The sequence below is a fragment of the Pantoea graminicola genome, assembly GCF_048452665.1.
In the GTDB taxonomy this organism is placed as follows: Bacteria; Pseudomonadota; Gammaproteobacteria; order Enterobacterales; family Enterobacteriaceae; genus Pantoea.
Genome location: NZ_JBLWSJ010000001.1, coordinates 246,487 through 270,738, shown reverse-complemented (window position 1 = coordinate 270,738; position 24,252 = coordinate 246,487). Strand labels below are relative to the sequence as shown.

The following is a 24,252-nucleotide window of genomic DNA, read 5'->3' as shown; positions in this document are numbered from 1 at the left end:
GAAAACCCGATGGCTGGCAGAAAAGCCCTCAGGCTGGTCACCACAGCATCAAAGCATTACAATGTGCGCCCCGCACTTCACTGCACTGAATCAATGGCTAGCGCGATGACAAAAAAACTGCATATCAAAACCTGGGGATGTCAGATGAATGAATATGATTCATCCAAGATGTCTGATCTGCTGAACAGTACGCACGGCTACACGCTGACCGAGGTCCCTGAAGAGGCGGATATTCTGCTGCTCAATACCTGCTCTATTCGTGAGAAGGCGCAGGAGAAAGTGTTCCATCTGCTGGGACGCTGGAGAAAGCTTAAAGAGCGTAACCCGGATGTCATTATCGGCGTGGGTGGCTGCGTCGCGTCACAGGAAGGCGACCATATTCGCCAGCGCGCGCCCTGCGTGGATATTGTGTTTGGTCCGCAGACACTTCATCGCCTGCCGGAGATGATCAATACCGTCCGCGGCAGCAAGAGTCCGGTAGTGGATATCAGCTTCCCGGAAATCGAAAAATTTGACCGTCTGCCGGAGCCACGGGCAGAGGGTCCGACCGCCTTTGTCTCGATCATGGAAGGCTGCAACAAATACTGTACGTTCTGCGTGGTGCCCTACACCCGTGGCGAAGAGGTGAGCCGTCCCAGCGACGACATTCTGCTGGAAATCGCGCAGCTGGCGGCGCAGGGCGTCCGTGAAGTCAACCTGCTGGGTCAGAACGTTAACGCCTATCGCGGCGCCACCTTCGACGGTGAGATCTGCACCTTCGCTGAGCTGCTGCGCCTGGTCGCCGCCATCGACGGTATCGACCGTATCCGTTTCACCACCAGCCATCCGATTGAGTTCACCGATGACATTATCGATGTTTATCGCGATACCCCGGAGCTGGTGAGCTTCCTGCATCTGCCGGTGCAGAGTGGTTCAGACCGCATTCTGACCCTGATGAAGCGTGCGCACACCGCGCTGGAGTACAAGGCGATTATCCGCAAGCTGCGCGCGGCGCGTCCCGACATCGAGATCAGCTCCGACTTCATCATCGGTTTCCCGGGTGAGACTCAGCAGGATTTCGAGCAGACTATGAAGCTCATCGGCGAGATTAATTTCGACGTCAGCTTCAGCTTTGTTTACTCGGCCCGTCCCGGCACGCCCGCCGCTGATCTGCCGGATGATGTCAGCGAAGAAGAGAAGAAGCAGCGTCTCTGGATCCTGCAGGAGCGGATCAACCAGCAGGCGCAGGCAATCAGTCGCCGTATGCTCGGCACCGTGCAGCGCATTCTGGTGGAAGGCATCTCCCGCAAGAACGTCATGGAAGTCTCCGGCCGCACCGAAAATAACCGCGTGGTCAACTTCGAAGGCTCGCCTGAGATGATTGGCCGCTTCGTGGATGTGGAAATCGTCGATGTCTACACCAACTCGCTGCGCGGCAGGCTGGTCAGAACCGAAGAGGAGATGGGACTGCGCATGGCACAGAGCCCGGCCTCGGTGATTGCCCGTACCCGCAAAGAGAATGACATCGGCGTCGCCCTCTTCCAGCCGTGAAACCTGCTTTATTGTGCGGCAGCGCGCATCGCGTTGCCGCCAATTTCACTCTGCGCCACTTGGTTTCCGGACGTGCTGCCCAAATATCTCTCCTTAAGCTTGCGCCCCGGCGTTACGGCATAAATAATTTCGTTATGGTGCATCCGGTTAACGCCTGTGATGCGTCAGACACATCCCATAACTGGCCCTGAGGGACCCAAAGGATTCGTTTGAATATCGAAACTCGTGAAATCGCCCTTGAACCGGCTGATAACCGTCGTCTGATGAGCCTGTGCGGACCGTTTGACGATAATGTGAAACAGCTCGAACGTCGTCTGGGTATTGAGATCAATCGTCGCGACAACGTCTTTAAGCTGGTGGGACGTGCGCTCAGCGTCAATGCCGCAGCCGATATTCTGAAAACCCTGTATGTCGACACCGCCCCTGTGCGCGGTGAAATTCCGGATATTGAGCCTGACCAGATCCATCTGGCGATCAAAGAGAGCCGGGTGCTGGAGCAGACCGCCGAGAGCGTGCCGGAGTATGGCAAAGCGGTCAACATCAGGACCAAGCGCGGCGTAATCAAGCCCCGCACGCCGAATCAGGCGCAGTACATCGCGAATGTGCTCGACCACGATATCACCTTCGGCGTCGGCCCGGCGGGCACCGGTAAAACCTACCTGGCCGTTGCGGCGGCTGTGGATGCGCTGGAGCGCCAGGAGATCCGTCGTATCCTGCTGACCCGCCCTGCGGTAGAGGCGGGCGAAAAGCTCGGCTTCCTGCCAGGCGATCTGAGTCAGAAGGTCGATCCCTATCTGCGTCCGCTCTACGATGCCCTGTTCGAGATGCTGGGCTTTGAGCGGGTTGAAAAGCTGATGGAGCGTAACGTCATCGAAGTGGCGCCGCTGGCCTACATGCGTGGCCGCACGCTGAACGATGCGTTTATCATCCTGGATGAGAGCCAGAACACCACCATCGAGCAGATGAAGATGTTCCTGACGCGCATCGGCTTTAACTCCAAAGCGGTCATTACCGGCGACGTCACCCAGATTGACCTGCCGCGTCACGTTAAATCGGGACTGCGTCACGCCATCGAGGTGCTGGCGGACGTGGAAGAGATCAGCTTCAACTTCTTCCACAGCGAAGACGTGGTGCGTCACCCGGTGGTTGCCCGTATTGTCAACGCCTATGAAGCCTGGGAAGCGGCCGATCAGACCCGCCGTGACCAGCAGGCAGAAGAACGTAAACGCGACGCGCTGGCTGCCCAGAGCGCCCCGCAGGAGAGCAAATGAGCGAGGTCATTCTCGACCTGCAGGTCGCCTGTGAAAACAGCGCTGACCTGCCAGATGAAAGCCAGTTTCACCGCTGGCTGACCGCGGCGGTCACCCCATTTCAGCCCGACAGCGAAGTTACCGTGCGTCTGGTCGATGAAGCGGAGAGTCATGAACTGAACCTGACTTACCGTGGCAAAGATAAACCGACCAACGTGCTCTCTTTCCCGTTTGAGGCACCGCCCGGCATTGAACTGCCCCTGCTGGGCGATCTGATCATCTGCCGTCAGGTGGTTGAGCAGGAAGCCGCAGAACAGGGCAAGCATGTCGAAGCCCACTGGGCGCATATGGTGGTGCACGGCACCCTGCATCTGCTGGGTTACGACCATATCGACGACGATGAAGCCGACGAGATGGAAGGACTGGAGACCGAGATAATGCTTGCTCTCGGTTATCCTGATCCGTACATTTCGGAGAAAGACGACGCCTGAGTGCTGAACGCAGGCCATCCGGCTGTGAGTCACGATGACTGACAGCCCCCCTTTCCTCACCAGAGAGATCTTTAAAAACCGCCATGAGCGACGACCATTCTCAAAACAGCGATGCACCCAGTAGTAAAAAGGGATTTTTTTCCCTGTTAATCAACCAGCTTTTTCACGGTGAACCCAAAAACCGTGATGAGCTACTGGAGCTGATCCGCGACTCGAATCACAAAGAGCTGATTGACCAGGACACCCGCGACATGCTTGAAGGGGTGCTGGATATTGCGGAGCAGCGTGTGCGCGACATCATGATCCCGCGCTCGCAGATGATCACCCTGAAACGCAATCAGAACCTCGAAGAGTGCCTGGATGTCATCATCGACTCCGCCCACTCCCGCTTCCCGGTGATCAGCGAAGACAAAGATCATGTGGAAGGCATTCTGATGGCGAAAGATCTGCTGCCATTTATGAGCAGCGAGTCTGAGCCTTTCAGCATCGAAAAAGTGCTGCGTCCCGCCGTCGTGGTGCCGGAAAGTAAGCGTGTTGATCGGATGCTGAAAGAGTTTCGTTCACAGCGCTACCATATGGCGATCGTGATTGATGAGTTTGGCGGCGTCTCCGGTCTGGTGACGATTGAGGATATCCTGGAGCTGATCGTCGGCGAGATCGAAGATGAGTATGACGATGAAGAAGATCGTGATATCCGTCAGCTCAACCGCCACACTTTCACGGTGCGCGCCCTGACCGCTATTGAAGATTTCAATGAGGTGTTCGGCACGCAGTTCAGTGATGATGAGGTCGACACCATTGGTGGTCTGGTCATGCAGGGCTTCGGCCATCTGCCCGCCCGCGGTGAAAGCATCGAGATCGAGGGTTATCAGTTCAAGGTGGCGATGGCGGACAGCCGCCGCATCATCCAGGTTCACGTCACTATTCCGGAAAATTCGCCACAACCTCAACTGGAAGACGAATAACTCTATGGCTTTAGCCTCACTCTACCCGCGTCAGCGGGTTCGCCTGCTGCTGGCTGTATTAACGGGTGCCGCAGGCACCCTTGCCTTCTCCCCCTACGATTTCTGGCCCGCCGCCCTGCTTTCGCTGTGCGGTTTACAGTTACTGACTCTGAACCGCTCCAGCCCGCAGGCCAGCGCCATCGGCTTTTTCTGGGGCGTGGGACTGTTCGGCAGCGGCATCAACTGGGTCTACGTCAGTGTCGCCACTTTCGGCGGCATGCCCGGACCGGTTAACGTCTTTATCGTGGCGCTGCTGGCGGCTTATCTGGCGGTCTATCCGGCGCTGTTTGCCGGCATCCTGAACCGCCTGTGGCCGCGCACGACGCTGTGGCGTCTGGCGCTGGCGGCACCGGCGCTGTGGCAGATCACTGAGTTTCTGCGCGGCTGGGTGCTGACCGGCTTTCCGTGGCTGCAGTTTGGTTACAGCCAGATCGATGGCCCGCTGAAAGGCCTTGCGCCGCTGGCGGGCGTAGAGACCCTGACGTTTCTGCTGATGGTGGTTGCGGGCCTGCTGGCGTATGCCCTGCAGCAGCGCAACGTCAGAAGTCTGGTCGCCGCCCTGCTGCTGCTGGCGCTGCCGTGGCCATTACGCTACATCCAGTGGGTTCAGCCGATCCCCGGCCGTGCCGTCGAGGTGGCGCTGGTCCAGGGTAATATCCCGCAGTCGATGAAGTGGGACCCGCAGCAGCTGCTCAATACCCTGCGGATCTACACCGGTCTGAGCCAGCCGCTGATCGGCAAAGCGCCGATGATCATCTGGCCGGAATCGGCGATTACCGATCTGGAGAGCAATCAGCAGCCGTTCCTGCGTTCGCTGGATGATGAACTGCGCGCGGGCGGCAGTTCGCTGGTCACGGGTATCGTTGATTCCCGGCTGGAGCAGAACCGCTATCACGATTACAACACCGTTATCGTGCTGGGCGGCAAGATGCCTTACAACTACTTCAGCGATAACCGTTACCAGAAGAACCATCTGGTGCCGTTTGGCGAATTTGTGCCGCTGGCCGACCTGCTGCGGCCGCTGGCCCCGTTCTTTGATCTGCCGATGTCAGCCTTCAGCCGGGGTAATTACCTCCAGCCGCAGCTTCGCGTCGCGGGTTATAACCTGACCAGCGCCATCTGTTATGAGATCGTGCTGGGTGAGCAGGTTCGGGCCAACTTCCGGCCCGACACCAGTTTCCTGCTGACCGTCTCAAACGATGCCTGGTTTGGCCACTCGATCGGCCCCTGGCAGCACTACCAGATGGCGAGAATGCGGGCGCTGGAACTGGGTCGTCCGCTGTTGCGCAGCACCAACAATGGCGTGACGGCGGTGGTGAATGCTCAGGGCGATACCGAGGCGATGCTGCCCCAGTTCACCCGCGACGTGCTGACCAGTAAAGTTACGCCAACCGAGGGGATTACCCCTTATGCGCGCGCGGGCCTTTGGCCGGTGTGGTCACTGACGCTGCTGGCGGCGCTGGTTGCCCTGCTGCGCCGGCGGCGCTAACCGCTCATCCGCGGGGTCGGCTGTGCGATGCAGCCGGCGCTTTACACTCAGACACTGCTTTTTGCATTCCGCGCCTGCTGTGGCGCGGAATGGCTTCTCTTCTGCCCGCACGCCTGACAGCCCTGTTACTGCCCGATGCGTGCCGCGCTTACCGACCCGCCACTTTTACTGATTTCCCGATATTTCCTTCTCCTCCGGCCGCAGACGCTGCTGCCTTTCACCGGCTGCACCGCTTTCTGGCACGATGATTGCTAAATATTTCACTGTTTTTCGCTAACGGGCGGATTGCAGGCGCTGTCGCCTGGCCGGTTGCACCAAAACAGTCACTTCTGCTGCACCCTAAACGCGCAGAATGAAAAAACTGCCTTTTTTTGGTGCGTATCACCTCGCAAAAAAGAAACTTTTTTGTTTCATTGCGTTAACAATCCGTTATGTTAATCACTCATCTGCGGCGACGAAAACCGCAGTATGAGCAGAAGCGCAGCAAAACAGACACAACATCATAATCAGCGCAGGTTATAACCTGTGCCTTTTCCATACTAAGGAGTTGGAACATGCAACTACGCAAAGTGGCATTATCTCTTCTGCTGATCGGCGCAGCGGCGGGAGCGGCCCAGGCGGAAGATCTCAGCGGCACTCTGAAGAAGATCAATGACAATGGCGTCATTGTGGTCGGGCATCGCGAATCATCAGTTCCCTTCTCTTATTATGACAACCAGCAAAAAGTCGTGGGTTATTCGCAGGCTTACTCCAATGCTATCGTGGACGCGATCAAAGCGAAGCTGAACAAGCCTGACCTGCAGGTCAAAATGATCCCGATCACCTCACAAAACCGTATCCCGCTGCTGCAAAACGGCACCTACGATTATGAGTGTGGATCGACCACGAATAACCTTGAGCGCCAGAAACAGGCCGCGTTCTCAGACACCATCTTCGTCATCGGCACCCGTCTGCTGGTTAAGAAAGGTGGCCCGATCAAGGATTTCGCCGACCTGAAAGGCAAGACCGTGGTCGTGACGTCCGGCACCACCTCTGAAGTGCTGCTGCACAAACTGAATGACGAACAGAAAATGGATATGCGCATTATCAGCGCAAAAGATCACGGTGACTCTTTCCGTACCCTGGAAACCGGTCGTGCCGTGGCCTTTATGATGGATGATGCCCTGCTGGCCGGCGAACGCGCCAAGGCTAAAAAGCCGGACAACTGGGAGATCTTAGGTACGCCACAGTCGAAAGAAGCTTACGGCTGTATGCTGCGTAAAGACGATCCGCAGTTCAAAGCACTGGTCGATGAAACCATCGCGAAAGCCCAGACCTCGGGTCAGGCCGAAAAATGGTTCGATACCTGGTTCAAGCAGCCGATTCCACCGAAGAACCTGAACATGAACTTTGAGCTGTCTGACGACATGAAAGCCCTGTTCAAGACGCCGAACGACAAGGCACTGAATTAACAAAAAAAAATACCCAATGGATTTCAGGTTGCCTTATGGCAGGCGCATGTATCCCGGCGCGTGACCCAGGTCAGCGCGGCGGATACGTGCACCGGGCCAGACGAAGCCTGAAAGAGAACGGGTATAACAAGGGCGGCCTGGCTGCCCTCTCGATTGCTGAAACCGCGGCATGGACAGACAGACTGATTCGGGTCGTTCCCCTGAATCAGGCAATAAAACGCCGTTCATCAATCTTCAGGGTAGCTTAGCTACCCTTTTTTTCCGGAGCTCGTTATGGGTATCGATTGGAACTGGGGCATTTTCCTCGAACAGGCCCCGTTCGGTAATACGACCTACCTTGGCTGGCTGTGGTCCGGTTTTCAGGTGACTATTGCGGTCTCCTGCTGTGCCTGGATTATCGCCTTCTGCGTAGGTTCATTTTTCGGCATTCTGCGCACGGTGCCGAATCGCCTGCTTTCCACCCTTGGCACCTGCTATGTGGAACTGTTTCGTAACATCCCGCTGATCGTCCAGTTCTTCTTCTGGTATCTGGTCGCGCCCGAACTGGTGGGCGAAAAGCTGGGCATGTGGTTTAAGTCTGAGCTGGACCCGAATATTCAGTTCTTCCTCTCCTCGATGATCTGTCTGGGTCTGTTTACCGCCGCCCGCGTCTGCGAGCAGGTACGCGCAGCCATTCAGTCACTGCCGACGGGACAGAAGAATGCGGGGCTGGCGATGGGCTTGACCCTGCCGCAGACCTATCGCTATGTCCTACTGCCGAATGCCTATCGCGTGATTGTGCCGCCGATGACATCGGAGATGCTCAACCTGGTGAAAAACTCCGCGATCGCCTCCACCATCGGTCTGGTCGATATGGCGGCGCAGGCGGGCAAACTGCTCGACTACTCTGCGCACGCCTATGAATCCTTTACTGCCATTACGCTGGCCTATATCGCCATCAACCTGGTGATTATGTTCTTGATGAGTCTGGTCGAACGCAAAGTCCGGCTGCCAGGCAATGCGGGAGGCAAGTAATGTACGAGTTTGACTGGAGTTCCATTGTACCCAGCATGCCCTATCTGCTTAACGGCCTGGTGATCACCTTTAAGATCACCCTGACCGCCGTGGTGTTCGGCATTCTGTGGGGCACCCTGCTGGCGGTGATGCGTCTGTCGAGCATTAAGCCTGTCAGCTGGTTCGCTAAAATTTATGTCAACCTGTTCCGCTCGGTGCCGCTGGTCATGGTGCTGCTGTGGTTCTATCTGGTGGTGCCGAGCTTCCTGCAGCAGGTGCTGGGGCTGTCGCCGAAGACCGATATCCGCCTGATTTCCGCTATGGTCGCCTTCTCGCTGTTTGAAGCGGCCTACTACTCGGAAATTATCCGTGCGGGCATCATCAGTATCTCGCGTGGACAGGGTAATGCGGCGCTGGCGCTGGGTATGACACCCTGGCAGTCGATGCGGCTGATCATTCTGCCGCAGGCGTTCCGCGCCATGGTTCCGCTGTTACTGACCCAGGGTATCGTGCTGTTCCAGGATACTTCACTGGTCTATGTCTTAAGCCTGGCGGACTTCTTCCGCACCGCGTCCACTATCGGTGAGCGCGACGGAACCCAGGTTGAAATGGTTCTGTTTGCAGGTCTGGTCTACTTCGTTATCAGCCTGAGCGCCTCGTTGCTGGTCAGCTATCTCAAAAGAAAAAGGACGGTTTAAATGATTAGCCTGAAAAATGTTTCTAAGTGGTATGGTCACTTTCAGGTGCTGACCGACTGCTCAACCGATGTCAAAACCGGTGAGGTGGTAGTGGTGTGCGGACCGTCCGGTTCCGGTAAATCGACGCTGATTAAAACGGTGAACGGCCTTGAGCCGATTCAGCAGGGTGTGATCGCCGTCAACGGCACCGAGGTGAACAACAAAAAAACCAATCTGGCGCAGCTTCGCAGCCAGGTTGGCATGGTTTTCCAGCACTTCGAGCTGTTCCCGCATCTGAGCATCATCAATAACCTGGTGCTGGCGCAGGTAAAAGTGCTGAAGCGCGACAAGGCGGCGGCCCGCGAAAAGGGGCTGAAACTGCTGAAGCGCGTGGGTCTGGCGGCGCATGCGGAGAAGTTCCCCGGCCAGCTTTCCGGTGGTCAGCAGCAGCGCGTGGCGATTGCGCGGGCGCTCTGCATGGATCCCATCGCGATGCTGTTTGATGAGCCGACCTCGGCGCTGGACCCGGAGATGATCAACGAAGTGCTGGATGTCATGGTTGAGCTGGCCCAGGAGGGCATGACGATGATGGTGGTAACGCATGAGATGGGCTTTGCCCGCAAAGTGGCTAACCGCGTCATTTTCATGGATGAGGGGAAAATTATCGAAGACACCAACAAGGATGATTTCTTTAATAACCCGCAGTCTGACCGCGCGAAAGAGTTCCTCGCTAAAATCCTGCACTAATCTGCGTAACCGGCGGGTCACACAGCGTGACCCGCTTCCTTTCAGTCACCCATTCCTGTCAGGGTTCAAATGGCTGACGCTGGAACTGGTCGTGGCCGCACTCAGGACAGCGCGACAGGGTTTCAGGCGTGTAAATAGCGCGGGTAAACTGACACTTTTCACACACCAGATTGCCCAGCCCTACCACTTCTCCGCTCTGATACACCCCGTGGTGATGCAGATCCTGAAAGACCTCGCGCCACTCCAGCTGACTTTTATCGGTGATGTCCGCCAGCTCTTTCCAGACGCTCTCGCGGATAATGCGCATAAACAGCGAATCCGCCAGTGGCTCTTCGACATCGGTATAACTGCGTGCAAACTCCCCCAGATCGCGGCGCACGGAACTCAGCGCCTGATCAATCTCCGCTTCCGTTAACGTTTCGCGCGCCATCAGCTGCTGTCGCCGTCCGGCAATCAGTTCATCAAGGTTACGATCGCCCTGACGAAGACGCTCGGTCAACACGGCTAACGACTCGCGATATTCCTGAGCCACTTTATTCATTTTATTCTCCTTTATGCAGACCCTCGCTGAAGTAAGTTTAGTCGCAATGTGGCTGTTGCCGTGTCGTCTGTACAGTGAATTACAAAAGAGTGAGAGCGCTGACGCTTTCCGCAGAAATCGTCGCAGCCAAAGTGGGAAGTGTTGTTGAGATGCGGCCTTATGGGTATGCTATGCGGATCTTAGAGCCAGAAAAATGTTATTCACAAAGGACCACAGGCAGCCATGCAAGAGCAATACCGCCCGGAAGAGATTGAATCCCGTGTGCAGCAGCACTGGGATGAAAACGAAACGTTTAAAGTGACTGAGCAGGAAGGGAAAGAGAAGTACTACTGCCTCTCCATGCTGCCCTATCCTTCTGGCCGCCTGCACATGGGCCACGTTCGTAACTACACCATCGGCGACGTAATCGCGCGTTATCAGCGCATGCTCGGCAAAAACGTTCTTCAGCCTATCGGCTGGGATGCTTTCGGCCTGCCTGCAGAGGGCGCGGCGGTTAAAAATAACACTGCTCCGGCTCCGTGGACCTACGACAACATTGCCTATATGAAGAACCAGCTCAAGCTGCTGGGCTTTGGCTATGACTGGAGTCGTGAACTCGCGACCTGCCAGCCAGAATACTATCGCTGGGAGCAGTGGTTCTTTGCCAGACTGTATGAAAAAGGCCTGGTCTATAAAAAGACCTCCGCCGTGAACTGGTGCCCGAACGATCAGACGGTGCTGGCGAACGAGCAGGTCATCGATGGCTGCTGCTGGCGCTGCGACAGCAAAGTTGAGCGCAAAGAGATCCCGCAGTGGTTTATCAAAATCACCGATTACGCGGAAGAGCTGCTGAACGATCTGGATACGCTGGAAGAGTGGCCTGAACAGGTTAAAACCATGCAGCGTAACTGGATCGGCCGCTCCGAAGGCGTTGAGATCACCTTCGACGTCGCCAACAGCGAAGAGCAGGTCACCGTCTACACCACCCGTCCGGACACCTTTATCGGTGCGACCTATGTGGCCGTGGCTGCCGGTCATCCGCTGGCCACCCAGGCGTCGGTGAACAACCCTGCGCTGGCTGACTTTATCGCTGAATGCCGCAATACCAAAGTGGCCGAAGCCGATATGGCCACCATGGAGAAGAAAGGCATGGCGACCGGTCTGGCGGTGACGCATCCGCTGACCGGCGAACAGCTCCCGGTCTGGGTGGCTAACTTTGTGCTGATGGAATATGGCACCGGCGCCGTGATGGCCGTTCCGGCGCACGACCAGCGCGACTGGGAATTCGCCACCAAATATGATCTGCCGATTAAGCCGGTCGTCCTCAATCTGGATGGCTCTATCCCTGACGTCAGCGCCGCGGCGATGACCGACAAAGGTGCGCTGTTCAACTCCGGTGAATTCAACGGACTGGATCACGCGGCAGGTTTCAACGCCATTGCGGACTCGCTGGCCGCCAAAGGCGTGGGCGTACGCAAAGTTAACTATCGCCTGCGCGACTGGGGTGTCTCCCGTCAGCGCTACTGGGGTGCCCCTATCCCGATGGTGACGCTGGAAGATGGCACCGTGATGCCAGCACCGGACGATCAACTGCCGGTGATCCTGCCGGAAGATGTGGTGATGGACGGCATTACCAGCCCGATCAAAGCCGATCCGGAGTGGGCGAAGACCACGGTCAACGGTCAGCCTGCGCTGCGCGAAACTGACACCTTCGACACCTTTATGGAGTCCTCCTGGTACTACGCGCGTTATACCTGCGCCAGTTATAAAGAGGGCATGCTGGATCCGGCTGCGGCCAACTACTGGCTGCCGGTCGATCAGTATGTCGGCGGCATCGAACACGCCATCATGCACCTGATGTACTTCCGCTTCTTCCACAAGCTGCTGCGTGACGCGGGCCTGGTGAACTCTGATGAGCCGGCTAAACGTCTGCTGTGTCAGGGCATGGTGCTGGCTGATGCCTTCTACTACTCTGGCGCCAACGGCGAACGCAACTGGGTATCACCGGTTGACGTAGAGGTTGAGCGCGACGAGAAAGGCCGCATTGTCAAAGCGACCGACAAACAGGGCCGCGAAGTGGTGTATGCGGGCATGAGCAAAATGTCGAAGTCGAAAAACAACGGCATCGACCCGCAGCTGATGGTTGAGCGTTACGGCGCGGACACCGTGCGTCTGTTCATGATGTTCGCATCACCGGCGGATATGACGCTGGAGTGGCAGGAATCAGGCGTTGAAGGGGCGAACCGCTTCCTGAAACGTGTCTGGAAACTGATCTACGAACACACCCAGCAGGGTGCGACCGTGGCGCTGGATGTGAACAGCCTGAACGACGAGCAGAAATCGCTGCGTCGCGATCTGCACAAAACCATCGCCAAGGTGGCGGATGACATTGGTCGTCGTCAGACCTTCAACACCGCGATTGCGGCGATCATGGAGCTGATGAACAAACTGACCCGCGCGCCGCAGGAGAGCGAACAGGATCGCGCCCTGATGCAGGAAGCGCTGCTGGCGGTCGTGCGTCTGCTCTATCCGTTTACCCCACACGCCTGCTATGTTCTGTGGCAGACGCTGGGCGGTGAAGGCACCATCGACGACGCGAGCTGGCCGGTTGCGGATGAAGCCGCTATGGTTGAAGATTCACTGCTGGTCGTGGTGCAGGTGAACGGCAAAGTGCGCGGCAAGATTACCGTACCAGCCGATGCCACGCAGGAACAGGTTCAGGCACGCGCTGCCCAGGAGCATCTGGTGGCGAAGTATCTGGACGGCGTGACTATCCGTAAAGTCATTTATGTACCGGGCAAACTGCTTAACCTGGTCGTAGGTTAAGTTCAGGAGGAACTGTGCGACATCCGATTATCAGGCTGTTTGTCATGCTGGCGGTGGTGATCACCGCCGGCTGTGGTTTTCATCCGCGCGGCACCACGCAGGTGCCCAGCGAACTGAAGACGCTGATTGTTTCATCCGGCGATCCCTATGGTCCGCTGGCGCGCACGGTACGTCAGCAGCTGCGTATCAACAATGTCACCATTGTTGAGGACAGCAAGCAGAATCGCACCGATATTCCGACGCTGCGTCTGGGCCCTGAGGCGCAGGGACGAAACACCGCCTCGGTCTTTATCAGCGGCACCTCTGCGGAGTACCAGATGGTCATGACCCTGACGGCGCAGGTTCTGCTGCCGGGCAAAGGCCTCTACCCTATCAGCACCACGGTTTATCGCTCGTTCTTCGATAACCCGAACGCGGCGCTGGCGAAAGATGCCGAGCAGGATCTGATCGCGCAGGAGATGCGTCAGCGTGCTGCCGAACAGCTGGTCCGTAAGCTGCTGACGGTGCATGCCGCGCAGATGAACAGCAAAGAGACCTTACCGGCTTCCGTGATTCCGGTGCCGGGTCAGCGTTCGCAGGAAGCGCCGTCGTCCTCGGCTACCAGCCTGCAATGATCAGGATTTATCCTGAGCAACTCAGCGCGCAGCTCCGTGAGGGGCTGCGCGCCTGTTATTTGTTAGCGGGCAATGAACCGCTGCTGTTGCAGGAAAGTTCAGATGCGATCCGCAGCGCTGCCACCGCGCAGGGCTTCGAAGAGCATTTCAGTTTTACGCTGGACGCCCAGACCGACTGGGAGAGCCTGTTCGTCAGCTGCCAGTCCCTGAGCCTGTTTGCCCAGCGTCAGACCATGACGCTACAGTTCCCCGATAATGGCCCCAACGCCGCGATGGCCGAGCAGCTGGTAAAGCTCGCTCAGCTGCTGCACGCCGATATTCTGCTGATCTGCCGGATGCCAAAACTCACCAAAGCGCAGGAGAACAGCGCCTGGTTCAAAGCGTTGTCCGCCTCCGCGGTGCTGGTGCCCTGCCAGACGCCGGAACAGGCGCAACTGCCGCGCTGGGTCGCTAATCGCGCTAAGGCTCAGAAACTGTCGGTGGATGATGCGGCTATCCAGCTGCTGTGTTACTGCTATGAAGGCAATCTGCTGGCACTGGCGCAGGCACTGGAGCGGCTTTCGCTGCAGTGGCCCGACGGCAAACTGACCCTGCCCCGGGTGGAAGAGGCGGTCAGCGATGCGGCGCACTTCACGCCGTTCCACTGGGTCGATGCCCTTCTGGCGGGCAAGAGCCGTCGCGCCCTGCATATCCTGCATCAGCTGGAAAAAGAGGAGAGCGAAGTCGTGATTCTGCTGCGCACGCTGCAGCGCGATCTGCTGACGCTGCTGCATCTGCAGCGCCATCAGCATGAACAGCCGCTGCGCACGCTGATGGATCAGCAGCGTATCTGGCAGAACCGCCGTACGCTGTTTACCGATGCCCTGCAGCGACTGGAGGGGACGCGCCTGCAACGGGCTATCCATCTGCTGAGTCAGATTGAGATCACTCTGAAGCAGGATTATGGTCAGTCGGTCTGGCCGCAGTTACAGACCCTGACGCTGCTGCTCAGCAGCCGTGCTTTCCCGACGAGCTTCGCCCATGTCTGAGCTACACGCGCTGTTTGGCGGCACCTTCGATCCCATCCATTTTGGTCATCTGCGTCCGGTCGAGGCGCTGGCTCAGCAGACCGGCCTGCAGCGCGTGACGCTGCTGCCCAACAACGTGCCACCGCACCGGCCACAGCCGGAAGCGACGGCGGCGCAGCGGGTGGCGATGCTGCGCTGCGCAATCCGCGACCTGCCCCTGTTTGACGTCGACACCCGCGAGCTGCAGCGCGACACCCCCTCCTGGACGGTAACGACGCTAGAGAGCTGGCGCGCGGAGCGCGGTGCCACACAGCCCCTGGGATTTATCATCGGTCAGGATTCGCTGCTGAGCCTGGCAAAATGGCATCGCTGGCAGGATCTGCTGTCACTCTGCCATCTGCTGGTCTGCCAGCGTCCCGGCTACGCGACCCGGTTCGACACGCCAGCGATGCAGCACTGGCTCGATCGCCATGTCACCCGCGATATCCGGCAGCTGCACGAACAACCCGCGGGCCATATCTGGCTGGCGGACACCCCACTCTATGATATTTCGGCGACCGAAATTCGCCGCCGTCGCCATCAGAACCAGCCCTGTGGCGATCTGCTGCCGGCGTCGGTTATCGATTATATCGACCGCGAAGGCTTATATCGCGACTGATCCAGGCATGCTATACTGCGCCGCTTAATTTTTTGGCTGCACTCTCCGGGCTTACAGCCGGCTCGTTACTACCAGATTTCAAGGGGAACCTTTTGCAAGGTAAAGCACTCCAAGAGTTCGTTATTGATAAGATTGATGATCTCAAAGGCCAGGACATTGTCACCATCGACGTTCAGGGCAAATCCAGCATCACCGACTTCATGATCATCTGCACCGGGACCTCGACGCGTCATGTGACCTCTATCGCAGAACACGTTGAGCAGGAATCCCGTTTAGCGGGCCTGATGCCACTGGGTATCGAAGGCAAAAGCGCGGCAGACTGGGTGGTGGTCGATCTCGGTGATGTGATCGTGCATGTGATGCAGGAAGAGAGTCGCCAGCTGTATGAGCTGGAAAAACTCTGGAGCTAATCGGTGAAACTGCAACTTGTTGCCGTCGGCACAAAAATGCCCGACTGGGTGCAGACCGGTTTCATGGAGTATCTGCGCCGCTTCCCGAAAGATATGCCGCTTGAGCTGACCGAAGTGACCGCGGGAAAACGCGGTAAAAATGCCGACATCAGACGCATTCTTGAAAAAGAGGGCGAAGCGATGCTGGCGGCGGTCGGCAAAGGCAATCGCATCGTGACGCTGGATATTCCCGGACATCCGTGGGAAACCCCGCAGCTGGCGCAGCAGCTTGAGCGCTGGAAGCTGGATGGTCGCGATGTCAGCCTGCTGATTGGCGGGCCTGAAGGCCTGGCCCCTGCCTGCAAAGCCGCGGCAGAGCAGAGCTGGTCGCTGTCAGCATTGACGTTGCCCCATCCGCTGGTGCGCGTGCTGGTAGCGGAAAGTCTCTATCGCGCCTGGAGTGTGACGACAAATCATCCTTATCATCGTGAATGACCGATCAGCCCACTTCAGACATGACAAGTAGCGGATGAAATTACAAAGCAACGCCTTTCGCGATTACAGCGCCGAACAGAAACTCTTTGTCCGTCGGGCGTTTATCGCCTTCGTCGGCATCTTACTGCTCTCTTCAATCCTGGTGGTTAACCTTTACCATCTGCAGATCCTTCGCTTTGATGATTACAGCACCCGCTCCAACCAGAACCGCATCAAACTGGTGCCTGTCGCGCCCAGTCGCGGCATTATCTACGATCGCACCGGCACGCCGCTGGCGCTGAACCGCACCATCTATCGGGCCGAGCTGGTTCCGCAAAAAGTCGATAACCTGCAGGAGACGCTGGAAAATCTGCGGCCGATTCTCGAGCTGACGGATGATGACCTCGAGAATTTCCAGAAAGAGCGCAAGCGTGCGCCGCGCTTTACCTCGATCCCGATCAAGACGGGTCTGAATGAGGTTCAGGTGGCGCGCTTTGCGGTTAATCAGTACCGCTTTCCCGGCGTGGAAGTCAGAGGCTATCAGCGCCGCTACTACCCTTATGGCGCTACGCTGACCCACGTTGTCGGCTACGTCTCCAAGATTAACGACCGCGACGTGGCCCGCCTCGACAAAGAGGGCAAGATGGCCAACTATGCCGATACCCACGATATCGGCAAGCTCGGGATCGAAGCCTATTATGAGGATTTGCTGCACGGCAAAACCGGCTTTGAAGAGGTAGAGGTCAACAACCGGGGTCGGGTGATCCGTCAGCTGCACGAGGAGTCGCCGCAGGCTGGCCGCGACATCTATCTGACTATCGACCTGAAACTGCAGCAGTATATCGAGACGCTGCTGGCGGGCAGTCGCGCGGCTGTGGTCGTCAGCGATCCGCGCACCGGTGAAATCCTCGCGATGGTTTCCACGCCCAGCTACGATGCCAACTTGTTTGTTGATGGCATCTCCAGTAAGGATTACCGCGGCCTGCTGGAAGATGAAAACCGTCCGCTCTATAACCGTGCGATTCAGGCCGCCTACCCGCCCGCCTCGACGGTGAAACCTTATGTGGCCGTCTCCGCCATGAGTGCAGGCGTCATTAACCGCAATACCAGCCTGTTCGATCCCGGCTGGTGGCAGTTACCCGGCTCCGAAAAACGGTTCCGCGACTGGAAGAAATGGGGCCACGGCCGTCTGAACGTCACCAAGGCGCTCGAAGAGTCCGCCGATACCTTCTTCTATCAGGTCGCCTATGACATGGGTATCGACCGCCTGTCGGAGTGGATGAATAAATTCGGCTACGGCAGCCGCACCGGCATCGACCTGCCGCAGGAGAGCGCCGGTAACATGCCGACACGCGACTGGAAGATGAGACGCTTTAAAAAGCCGTGGTATCAGGGTGATACCATTCCGGTGGGGATCGGTCAGGGTTACTGGACAGCTACCCCGCTGCAGATGAACAAAGCGATGATGATTCTGATCAACGACGGCGTGGTCAAAGTGCCGCACATGCTGCGGGCGACCCGCGAAGGGCGCACCCTGGTGCCCTATCGCCAGCCGCCGGAAGCGCCAATCGGCGATATCCACTCCGGCTTCTGGGAGATCGCCAAAGATGGCATGTATGGCGTGGCGAACCGGCCCAACGGAACCGCGCACAAGAGTTTTGCTGATGCGCCCTATAAAATCGCCGCCAAGTCCGGTACGGCGCAGGTCTTTGGCCTGAAAGAGAACGAAACCTATAACGCGCACAGAATTGCTGAACGATTACGCGACCATAAACTGATGACCGCGTTTGCCCCCTTTGATAAGCCTCGGGTCGCCGTGACCATTATTCTGGAAAACGGTGGCGCCGGTCCGGCTGTCGGCACCGTGATGCGCCAGATTCTGGATCACATCATGCTGGGTGATAACAATACAGTCCTGCCGGACGCAGCACCTGTGCCGCCCGGTTATGAAGGTGAATAAACATGTCGATGCAAGATAGTCCGCAGAAACGATCGATCTGGATGCGCATCCATATCGATCCGCTGTTTATGCTGATCATTCTCGGCCTGCTGACCTACAGCGCCGTGGTGATCTGGAGTGCCAGTGGTCAGGACCCTGGCATGATGGAGCGTAAGCTGGGCCAGATTGCGATGGGTCTGGTGATCATGATTGTGCTGGCGCAGGTGCCACCGCGCGTCTATGAAGGCTGGGCGCCCTATCTCTATATCGTCTGCGTCATCCTGCTGGTGGCGGTCGATGCCTTCGGGCAGATCAGTAAAGGTGCGCAGCGCTGGCTGGATCTCGGCTTTGTCCGTTTCCAGCCTTCGGAAATCGCCAAGATTGCGGTGCCGCTGATGGTGGCACGCTTTATTAACCGTGACGTCTGCCCGCCGACGCTGAAAAACACCGGCATTGCGTTGCTGCTGATCTTTGTCCCTACCCTGCTGGTCGCCGCTCAGCCCGATCTCGGCACCTCGATTCTGGTGGCCGCCTCCGGTCTGTTTGTGCTCTTCCTCTCCGGCATGAGCTGGAAACTGATCGGCGTCGCGGTGCTGCTGGTTGCGGCCTTTATCCCGATCCTGTGGTTCTTCCTGATGCACGATTATCAGCGCGACCGCGTGATGATGCTGCTCGATCCGGAAACCGACCCGCTGGGCGCCGGCTATCACATTATCCAGTCGAAAATTGCCATCGGCTCGGGCGGACTGCGCGGCAAAGGCTGGCTGCAGGGCACCCAGTCTCAGCTGGAGTTTTTACCGGAACGTCACACCGACTTTATCTTTGCGGTTCTGGCCGAAGAGTTAGGTCTGGTGGGCGTCCTGCTGCTGCTGCTGCTTTATCTGCTGCTGATTATGCGCGGACTGGTGGTGGCGGCCCGGGCGCAGACCACCTTTGGCCGGGTCATGGCCGGGGGTTTAATGCTGATTTTATTCGTTTATGTTTTCGTTAACATCGGCATGGTTAGTGGTATCTTACCGGTGGTTGGCGTACCGCTGCCGCTGGTCAGTTATGGCGGCTCCGCGCTGATCGTGCTTATGGCGGGATTCGGCATTGTGATGTCGATCCACACTCACCGAAAAATGTTATCTAAAAGTGTCTAAGAGGCTGCAGATGCGTAAGGAATGGCTTGGCGTTGCACTGGCATCACTGGTTCTGGCGGCCTGTACCACGCCGGAACCCCAAAATACGGCGCCGCCGCAACCGGCTTACAATGGGCCGGTCGTGGAGATCCCAGGCGTTGAGCCACGTTATGAGCCGATCAATCCGGGTACCAGCCAGGATTACAGCGTAAACGGCAAAAATTACCGCATCATCAAGGATCCGTCGAACTACAGCGAAATCGGCATCGCCGCCTGGTACGGTGAAGAGGCGCAGGGCAGCCGCACCGCCACCGGCGAAGCCTACGATCCCGATGCGCTGACCGCCGCCCATCCTACTCTGCCGCTGCCGAGTTATGTGCGGGTCACGAACATGGCAAACGGTCGTCAGATTGTGGTGCGCGTCAACGATCGTGGCCCCTACACGCCGGGCCGCATTATCGACCTGTCGCGGGCGGCGGGTGATCGTCTGAACATTTCCAACAATTCGCGCGTGCGGGTCGACTATATCAGCGTCGCGCCGGACGGCACGCTTTCCGGCCCCGGCACCATCGGCACCGTGGTCGCCAGACAGAGCTACTCGCTGCCGGCGCGTCCCGATCTGAGCGGTGGTAACGTGATGAACGGCGGCAGCGCCGCTAACGCCGAACCGCCGGCGCAGAATGTCGATGCCATCAGCAACAGTACCCTGCAGAGCAGCGACAACATGGGTGCGCCGGTTCAGAGCAGCGGCTTCCTTGGCGCCCCTCAGCCCTTAGCGAATGGCGTGCTGGAAGGCAGTGAACCGCCTGCTGCGGCCCCTGCCGCCGTTGCCGCACCGGCGGTGGTCCCCGCCGCCAGCAGTGCGCCCGCCGCCAGCAGCGGTGAAGCCGCAGGCTATGTGGTTCAGGTGGGTGCGCTGAACGATCCGGCCCGCGCGCGTCAGATGATGAAAAGCCTGAGCCAGCGTTACGGCGTGCCCGGCAAGGTCGAAGAGGCAGGCAACAATGTCTATCGCGTCCAGCTTGGCGGCTATGCTTCCCGCGCTGAAGCGGCAGCCCTGCAACAGCGCCTGAGCAGTGAGGGGCAGACCGCCTCATTTATTACCAATACGCGTCGCTGAATCGTTAATCAGACCGCTGCACGTTACGTCTGCTAACAACCCAATCATCACGCCCGGTGCCAGATGAACTGGCATTGGGTATGATGAGTGACATTTTTAACCTTAAACTCACGGATGTTGTAGTCCTACACATGAACACGCTGAAATCATCTCGTTTGCTGAAACGCCTGACAGTGGGATCACTGATCGCCTTCTCTCTCAGCCATGCTGCTATTGCTGATGACGTCAATCTCAAGACCATGATTCCGGGCGTGCCGGACATTGATGCCGAAGCGTATGTCCTTATCGACTACAACTCGGGCAAAGTGCTGGCTGAGAAAAATGCCGATGCGCGCCGCGATCCTGCCAGTCTGACCAAGATGATGACCAGCTATGTCATTGGCCAGGCCGTGAAAGCGGGCAAAATTCATCAGGACGATATGGTCACCGTGGGCCAGGATGCCTGGGCGACCGGTAACCCGGTATTCAAGGGCTCCTCGCTGATGTTCCTGAAGCCTGGCGACCGCGTACCGGTCTCTCAGCTGACCCGTGGGATCGTGCTGCAGTCTGGTAACGACGCCTGTGTTGCCATGGCGGACTATGTCGCCGGCAGTCAGGATGCGTTCGTTAACCTGATGAACAACTACGTTAAAGCAATTGGCCTGCAGAATACCCACTTCGGCACCGTACACGGTCTGGACGCTGAAGGTCAGTACAGCTCCGCGCGCGACATGGCGCTGATTGGTCAGGCGCTGATCCGCGACGTGCCGGATGAGTACGCCATCTACAAAGAGAAGGAATTTACCTTCAACAACATCCGTCAGATGAACCGTAATGGTCTGCTGTGGGACACCAGTCTGAACGTAGATGGCATTAAAACCGGTCACACCAACTCCGCAGGCTATAACCTGGTGGCGTCGGCGACCGAAGGCCAGATGCGCCTGATTTCTGCCGTGATGGGCGGCCATACCTTTAAAGGTCGTGAAACCGAGAGTAAGAAACTGCTTACCTGGGGCTTCCGCTTCTTCGAAACCGTTGCGCCACTGAAAGCGGGCAAAGAGTTTGCCTCTGAGCCGGTCTGGTTCGGCGATAACGACCGTGTGCAGCTGGGTGTGGAGAAAGATGCTTACCTGACCATTCCGCGTGGCCGGATGAAAGATCTGAAAGCCAGCTATGTGCTGACCAACACGGAGCTGCATGCACCGCTGAAGAAAAATCAGGTCGTCGGCAGCATCAACTTCCAGCTGGATGGCAAGACTATCGAACAGCGTCCGCTGGTGGTGCTGAACGAAGTTTCGGAAGGGGGCTTCTTTGGCCGTATCGTGGATTACATCAAGCTGATGTTCCATCACTGGTTCGGTTAAGCGTGGCGGGTGATTGAAAAATCACCCCTTCGCCCCCATTACCAGATATTATGATGCTCCCGCTCAGGCGGGAGCCTGTTTTTTATGCACCGGAGTAAATATGAAAACCAAACTGAATGAACTGCTCGAATTTCCTACCCCCTTTACCTATAAAGTGATGGGTCTGGCGCAACCGGAGCTGGTTGATCAAGTGGTTGAAGTGGTGCAACGTCATGCGCCCGGCGACTACAGCCCTGAAGTTAAGCCGAGCAGCAAAGGCAACTATCACTCCGTTAACATCACTATCACCGCCACCCATATCGAACAGGTTGAACGCCTGTATGAAGAGCTGGGCAAAATCGAAATTGTGCGGATGGTTCTGTAATTAGCGGGTCGGCAAGACGCCTCTGCCTGACGCTTTGCCGACATTTTCTTCAACGTATCCCCTTTAACGGACTCCTGTTTTGTCATCTGAAACTCTTCTCGTCCGCCAGTCAGGTCTGTGCGACTGGCAATCAGCTTCCGACGCCATGCATGCCTACACGGACCAGCGCGACGAACACAGTCGCGATGAAATCTGGCTGGTCGAACACCCTCCGGTCTTTACCCAGGGCCAGGCGGGAAAAGCAGAGCACTTGCTGATGCCGGGCGACATTCCGGTGGTGCAGAGTGACCGTGGCGGCCAGGTCACCTATCACGGCCCAGGCCAGCAGGTGATGTACGTGCTGATCGACGTGAAACGCCGTAAGCTCGGCGTGCGTCAGCTGGTGACCATTCTGGAAGAGACGGTCATCGCCACCCTGGCCAATTTTGGCGTCAGCGCCCGGGCGCGTGCCGATGCGCCGGGTGTCTATGTCGGCGACGAGAAGATCTGCTCTCTGGGCTTGCGTATCCGTAAAGGCTGTTCGTTTCACGGTCTGGCGCTCAATGTGGCAATGGATCTCACGCCCTTCCTGCGCATTAATCCCTGCGGCTATGCCGGAATGAGCATGACTCAGCTTAAACATTTTCAGCCTGAGGTGACCACAGCTCAGGTTCAGGCACCGCTGGTCAGCGCCTTTGCGCGGCTGGCAGGTTATGAAAATGTTGAATGGGTAGCTGGCGATCTGCCTGTTGAGCCTTAACGCAGCGTGCGGATTTACAAATATGTAACTTATCTGCGCTGACTGTGGCTGCTTCGCAGACGATGAGATGATATAATTTTTGCACTTTTTTCAAATAAAGTTGAAAGCCCCCTTCCCGGTTTGAGTGGGAAAGCTTTCAAATCGCAATCCGACCGGAACCCGCTGATTTATGAGTAAACCAATTCAGATGGAACGCGGCGTCAAATATCGTGACGCAGACAAAATGGCGCTGATCCCGGTGAAAACCGTGGCTGTTGAACGGCAGGAGATGTTGCGTAAGCCGGAATGGATGAAAATCAAGCTGCCGGCTGACTCCAGTCGTATTCAGGGCATCAAGGCCGCGATGCGTAAAAACGGGCTGCACTCAGTCTGTGAAGAGGCCTCCTGCCCGAACCTCGCAGAATGTTTCAACCACGGCACCGCCACGTTTATGATCCTCGGCGCGATCTGTACCCGCCGCTGCCCGTTCTGCGATGTGGCCCACGGTCGCCCTAATGCACCGGATGCCAATGAACCCGCGAAACTGGCGCAGACCATTGCCGATATGGGCCTGCGTTACGTGGTGATCACTTCGGTTGACCGCGATGATCTGCGAGACGGCGGTGCGCAGCACTTTGCCGACTGTATCAGCGCCATCCGGGAAAAAAACCCCACCATTAAAATTGAAACGCTGGTGCCGGACTTCCGTGGCCGTATGGATCGTGCGCTGGAGATTCTCACCGCAACGCCACCGGATGTGTTTAACCACAATCTGGAAAACGTTCCGCGTGTTTATCGTCAGGTGCGTCCGGGTGCCAACTACGAGTGGTCACTGAAGCTGCTTGAGCGTTTCAAAGAAGCACATCCGGATGTCCCGACCAAATCGGGTCTCATGGTGGGTCTGGGCGAAACCAACGCCGAAATCATTGAAGTGATGCGCGATCTGCGTCGTCATGGCGTCACCATGCTGACGCTGGGACAGTATCTGCAGCCCAGCCGTCATCATCTGCCGGTTCAGCGTTATGTCAGCCCGGCTGAATTCGATGAAATGAAAGAAGAGGCGATGGCGATGGGCTTTACCCATGCGGCATGCGGGCCGTTTGTCCGCTCCTCTTATCATGCCGACATGCAGGCGAAAGGCGAAGAAGTGAAATAAGCGCCCTTTCAGACGCCAGAAAACAAAAAACCAGACTTTGCGGTCTGGTTTTTTTGTGTACGCGAAATAAAAAGTAACAGTTATTTGCAGCCAATAACCGATTAATCTTTATGAACGACGCGTTCTGCCGGCACATCTTCGGCTGTTGTCCGGGTTGCGCTGGTGTCTTCATCTTTCATGGCTTTTTTGAAGCCCTTGATGGCAGAGCCCAGATCGCCGCCCAGCGAGCGCAGCTTGTTAGTACCGAAAAGCAGTACGATAAGCGCACCGATGATCAGCAGCTTGGCAATACTGATACCTTCCATATTTAACCTTTTAACTTTATCGAATCACGGTGACTGTTATTTACGCGCAGTTTGCCAGTGTCGACA

Annotated in this window: 24 protein-coding genes; 22 read left to right on the top strand and 2 right to left on the bottom strand. The window is 57.3% G+C overall.

Going from position 1 to position 24,252, the window contains the following annotated elements; all coding sequences use genetic code 11:
- The first annotated feature begins 105 nt into the window (after positions 1-105).
- The 9 genes from miaB to ACNY69_RS01365 all read left to right on the top strand — a co-directional run bounded on the left by miaB (position 106) and on the right by ACNY69_RS01365 (position 9,632).
- Positions 106-1,530 (top strand): tRNA (N6-isopentenyl adenosine(37)-C2)-methylthiotransferase MiaB, encoded by a 1,425-nt coding sequence (miaB, locus tag ACNY69_RS01405; RefSeq protein ID WP_128085766.1) that lies wholly within the window; start codon positions 106-108, stop codon positions 1,528-1,530.
- Between the two features lie 209 nt (positions 1,531-1,739).
- Entirely contained in the window at positions 1,740-2,801 is a 1,062-nt protein-coding gene (locus ACNY69_RS01400; protein WP_111142184.1) for a PhoH family protein, read from the top strand.
- Positions 2,798-3,271, top strand: coding sequence for an rRNA maturation RNase YbeY (gene ybeY / locus ACNY69_RS01395; protein WP_111142185.1), 474 nt, complete (start codon positions 2,798-2,800; stop codon positions 3,269-3,271). Before ACNY69_RS01400 ends, ybeY begins: the two co-directional genes overlap by 4 nt.
- Positions 3,272-3,354: 83 nt before the next feature.
- Positions 3,355-4,236: a CNNM family magnesium/cobalt transport protein CorC gene (gene corC / locus ACNY69_RS01390; protein ID WP_111142186.1), complete on the top strand. Its 882-nt coding sequence runs from the start codon at positions 3,355-3,357 to the stop codon at positions 4,234-4,236.
- A 4-nt stretch (positions 4,237-4,240) separates the two neighbouring features.
- The gene (gene lnt, locus ACNY69_RS01385; RefSeq protein ID WP_293773637.1) at positions 4,241-5,764 is read left to right on the top strand and encodes an apolipoprotein N-acyltransferase; all 1,524 of its coding nucleotides are present in this window, start codon (positions 4,241-4,243) and stop codon (positions 5,762-5,764) included.
- A 554-nt stretch (positions 5,765-6,318) separates the two neighbouring features.
- Positions 6,319-7,215, top strand: a complete 897-nt coding sequence (locus ACNY69_RS01380) for an amino acid ABC transporter substrate-binding protein (protein ID WP_128086250.1) — start codon at positions 6,319-6,321, stop codon at positions 7,213-7,215.
- Between the two features lie 273 nt (positions 7,216-7,488).
- Positions 7,489-8,229: an amino acid ABC transporter permease gene (locus ACNY69_RS01375; protein ID WP_111139035.1), complete on the top strand. Its 741-nt coding sequence runs from the start codon at positions 7,489-7,491 to the stop codon at positions 8,227-8,229.
- Positions 8,229-8,906: a glutamate/aspartate ABC transporter permease GltK gene (gltK, locus tag ACNY69_RS01370; protein WP_111139034.1), complete on the top strand. Its 678-nt coding sequence runs from the start codon at positions 8,229-8,231 to the stop codon at positions 8,904-8,906. Before ACNY69_RS01375 ends, gltK begins: the two co-directional genes overlap by 1 nt.
- The gene (locus tag ACNY69_RS01365) at positions 8,907-9,632 is read left to right on the top strand and encodes an amino acid ABC transporter ATP-binding protein (RefSeq protein ID WP_111139033.1); all 726 of its coding nucleotides are present in this window, start codon (positions 8,907-8,909) and stop codon (positions 9,630-9,632) included.
- A gap of 58 nt (positions 9,633-9,690) precedes the next feature.
- On the opposite strand, the gene ACNY69_RS01360 is transcribed toward ACNY69_RS01365, so the two are convergent.
- A complete protein-coding gene (locus tag ACNY69_RS01360; protein ID WP_111139032.1) occupies positions 9,691-10,173 on the bottom strand; it encodes a zinc ribbon-containing protein in 483 nt (160 codons plus the stop codon).
- A gap of 222 nt (positions 10,174-10,395) precedes the next feature.
- Here ACNY69_RS01360 and leuS point away from each other — a divergent pair, with 222 nt between their 5' ends.
- From leuS to lipA, 13 genes are all read left to right on the top strand, one after another.
- Positions 10,396-12,978 (top strand): leucine--tRNA ligase, encoded by a 2,583-nt coding sequence (leuS, locus tag ACNY69_RS01355; protein ID WP_288475783.1) that lies wholly within the window; start codon positions 10,396-10,398, stop codon positions 12,976-12,978.
- A gap of 14 nt (positions 12,979-12,992) precedes the next feature.
- Positions 12,993-13,592, top strand: coding sequence for an LPS assembly lipoprotein LptE (gene lptE, locus ACNY69_RS01350; protein WP_111139030.1), 600 nt, complete (start codon positions 12,993-12,995; stop codon positions 13,590-13,592).
- The gene (gene holA, locus ACNY69_RS01345; protein WP_111139029.1) at positions 13,589-14,620 is read left to right on the top strand and encodes a DNA polymerase III subunit delta; all 1,032 of its coding nucleotides are present in this window, start codon (positions 13,589-13,591) and stop codon (positions 14,618-14,620) included. The genes lptE and holA overlap by 4 nt, the downstream gene beginning before the upstream one ends.
- Positions 14,613-15,257 carry a nicotinate-nucleotide adenylyltransferase gene (gene nadD, locus ACNY69_RS01340; protein WP_111139028.1) on the top strand — a complete coding sequence of 215 codons (645 nt, stop codon included), beginning with the start codon at positions 14,613-14,615 and terminating at the stop codon, positions 15,255-15,257. The genes holA and nadD overlap by 8 nt, the downstream gene beginning before the upstream one ends.
- 92 nt (positions 15,258-15,349) lie before the next feature.
- Positions 15,350-15,667, top strand: a complete 318-nt coding sequence (gene rsfS / locus ACNY69_RS01335) for a ribosome silencing factor (protein WP_111139027.1) — start codon at positions 15,350-15,352, stop codon at positions 15,665-15,667.
- Between the two features lie 3 nt (positions 15,668-15,670).
- On the top strand, positions 15,671-16,141 hold the full coding sequence (gene rlmH, locus ACNY69_RS01330; RefSeq protein WP_111139026.1) for a 23S rRNA (pseudouridine(1915)-N(3))-methyltransferase RlmH: 471 nt from the start codon (positions 15,671-15,673) through the stop codon (positions 16,139-16,141).
- A 34-nt stretch (positions 16,142-16,175) separates the two neighbouring features.
- Complete coding sequence (gene mrdA, locus ACNY69_RS01325; protein WP_111139025.1) at positions 16,176-18,080, top strand: peptidoglycan DD-transpeptidase MrdA; 1,905 nt, start codon at positions 16,176-16,178, stop codon at positions 18,078-18,080.
- Positions 18,081-18,088: 8 nt separating this feature from the next.
- A complete protein-coding gene (gene mrdB, locus ACNY69_RS01320) occupies positions 18,089-19,201 on the top strand; it encodes a peptidoglycan glycosyltransferase MrdB (RefSeq protein WP_111139041.1) in 1,113 nt (370 codons plus the stop codon).
- A gap of 10 nt (positions 19,202-19,211) precedes the next feature.
- Positions 19,212-20,300, top strand: a complete 1,089-nt coding sequence (gene rlpA / locus ACNY69_RS01315) for an endolytic peptidoglycan transglycosylase RlpA (protein ID WP_111139024.1) — start codon at positions 19,212-19,214, stop codon at positions 20,298-20,300.
- A 131-nt stretch (positions 20,301-20,431) separates the two neighbouring features.
- Positions 20,432-21,643 (top strand): D-alanyl-D-alanine carboxypeptidase DacA, encoded by a 1,212-nt coding sequence (gene dacA / locus ACNY69_RS01310; protein WP_418797177.1) that lies wholly within the window; start codon positions 20,432-20,434, stop codon positions 21,641-21,643.
- Between the two features lie 100 nt (positions 21,644-21,743).
- Positions 21,744-22,007: a DUF493 family protein YbeD gene (gene ybeD / locus ACNY69_RS01305; RefSeq protein WP_031377758.1), complete on the top strand. Its 264-nt coding sequence runs from the start codon at positions 21,744-21,746 to the stop codon at positions 22,005-22,007.
- Between the two features lie 79 nt (positions 22,008-22,086).
- The gene (lipB, locus tag ACNY69_RS01300; protein ID WP_418797176.1) at positions 22,087-22,746 is read left to right on the top strand and encodes a lipoyl(octanoyl) transferase LipB; all 660 of its coding nucleotides are present in this window, start codon (positions 22,087-22,089) and stop codon (positions 22,744-22,746) included.
- A 169-nt stretch (positions 22,747-22,915) separates the two neighbouring features.
- Positions 22,916-23,881 carry a lipoyl synthase gene (gene lipA, locus ACNY69_RS01295; RefSeq protein WP_111139021.1) on the top strand — a complete coding sequence of 322 codons (966 nt, stop codon included), beginning with the start codon at positions 22,916-22,918 and terminating at the stop codon, positions 23,879-23,881.
- A 101-nt stretch (positions 23,882-23,982) separates the two neighbouring features.
- Here the strand turns inward: lipA and tatE are convergent, their stop codons facing one another.
- The gene (gene tatE, locus ACNY69_RS01290; protein ID WP_003854033.1) at positions 23,983-24,186 is read right to left on the bottom strand and encodes a twin-arginine translocase subunit TatE; all 204 of its coding nucleotides are present in this window, start codon (positions 24,184-24,186) and stop codon (positions 23,983-23,985) included.
- Between the last annotated feature and the right edge of the window lie 66 nt (positions 24,187-24,252).

Excerpts from the sequence above, each read along its gene's own strand:
- mrdA (WP_111139025.1), top strand. The coding sequence starts at position 16,176 with ATGAAATTACAAAGCAACGCCTTTCGCGATTACAGCGCCGAACAGAAA.
- leuS (WP_288475783.1), top strand. The coding sequence starts at position 10,396 with ATGCAAGAGCAATACCGCCCGGAAGAGATTGAATCCCGTGTGCAGCAG.
- ACNY69_RS01360 (WP_111139032.1), bottom strand. The coding sequence starts at position 10,173 with ATGAATAAAGTGGCTCAGGAATATCGCGAGTCGTTAGCCGTGTTGACC.
- dacA (WP_418797177.1), top strand. The coding sequence starts at position 20,432 with ATGAACACGCTGAAATCATCTCGTTTGCTGAAACGCCTGACAGTGGGA.
- nadD (WP_111139028.1), top strand. The coding sequence starts at position 14,613 with ATGTCTGAGCTACACGCGCTGTTTGGCGGCACCTTCGATCCCATCCAT.
- ybeY (WP_111142185.1), top strand. The coding sequence starts at position 2,798 with ATGAGCGAGGTCATTCTCGACCTGCAGGTCGCCTGTGAAAACAGCGCT.
- miaB (WP_128085766.1), top strand. The coding sequence starts at position 106 with ATGACAAAAAAACTGCATATCAAAACCTGGGGATGTCAGATGAATGAA.
- lnt (WP_293773637.1), top strand. The coding sequence starts at position 4,241 with ATGGCTTTAGCCTCACTCTACCCGCGTCAGCGGGTTCGCCTGCTGCTG.
- ACNY69_RS01375 (WP_111139035.1), top strand. The coding sequence starts at position 7,489 with ATGGGTATCGATTGGAACTGGGGCATTTTCCTCGAACAGGCCCCGTTC.
- holA (WP_111139029.1), top strand. The coding sequence starts at position 13,589 with ATGATCAGGATTTATCCTGAGCAACTCAGCGCGCAGCTCCGTGAGGGG.
- lipA (WP_111139021.1), top strand. The coding sequence starts at position 22,916 with ATGAGTAAACCAATTCAGATGGAACGCGGCGTCAAATATCGTGACGCA.
- tatE (WP_003854033.1), bottom strand. The coding sequence starts at position 24,186 with ATGGAAGGTATCAGTATTGCCAAGCTGCTGATCATCGGTGCGCTTATC.
- gltK (WP_111139034.1), top strand. The coding sequence starts at position 8,229 with ATGTACGAGTTTGACTGGAGTTCCATTGTACCCAGCATGCCCTATCTG.
- ybeD (WP_031377758.1), top strand. The coding sequence starts at position 21,744 with ATGAAAACCAAACTGAATGAACTGCTCGAATTTCCTACCCCCTTTACC.
- mrdB (WP_111139041.1), top strand. The coding sequence starts at position 18,089 with ATGCAAGATAGTCCGCAGAAACGATCGATCTGGATGCGCATCCATATC.
- ACNY69_RS01380 (WP_128086250.1), top strand. The coding sequence starts at position 6,319 with ATGCAACTACGCAAAGTGGCATTATCTCTTCTGCTGATCGGCGCAGCG.
- corC (WP_111142186.1), top strand. The coding sequence starts at position 3,355 with ATGAGCGACGACCATTCTCAAAACAGCGATGCACCCAGTAGTAAAAAG.
- ACNY69_RS01365 (WP_111139033.1), top strand. The coding sequence starts at position 8,907 with ATGATTAGCCTGAAAAATGTTTCTAAGTGGTATGGTCACTTTCAGGTG.
- rlpA (WP_111139024.1), top strand. The coding sequence starts at position 19,212 with ATGCGTAAGGAATGGCTTGGCGTTGCACTGGCATCACTGGTTCTGGCG.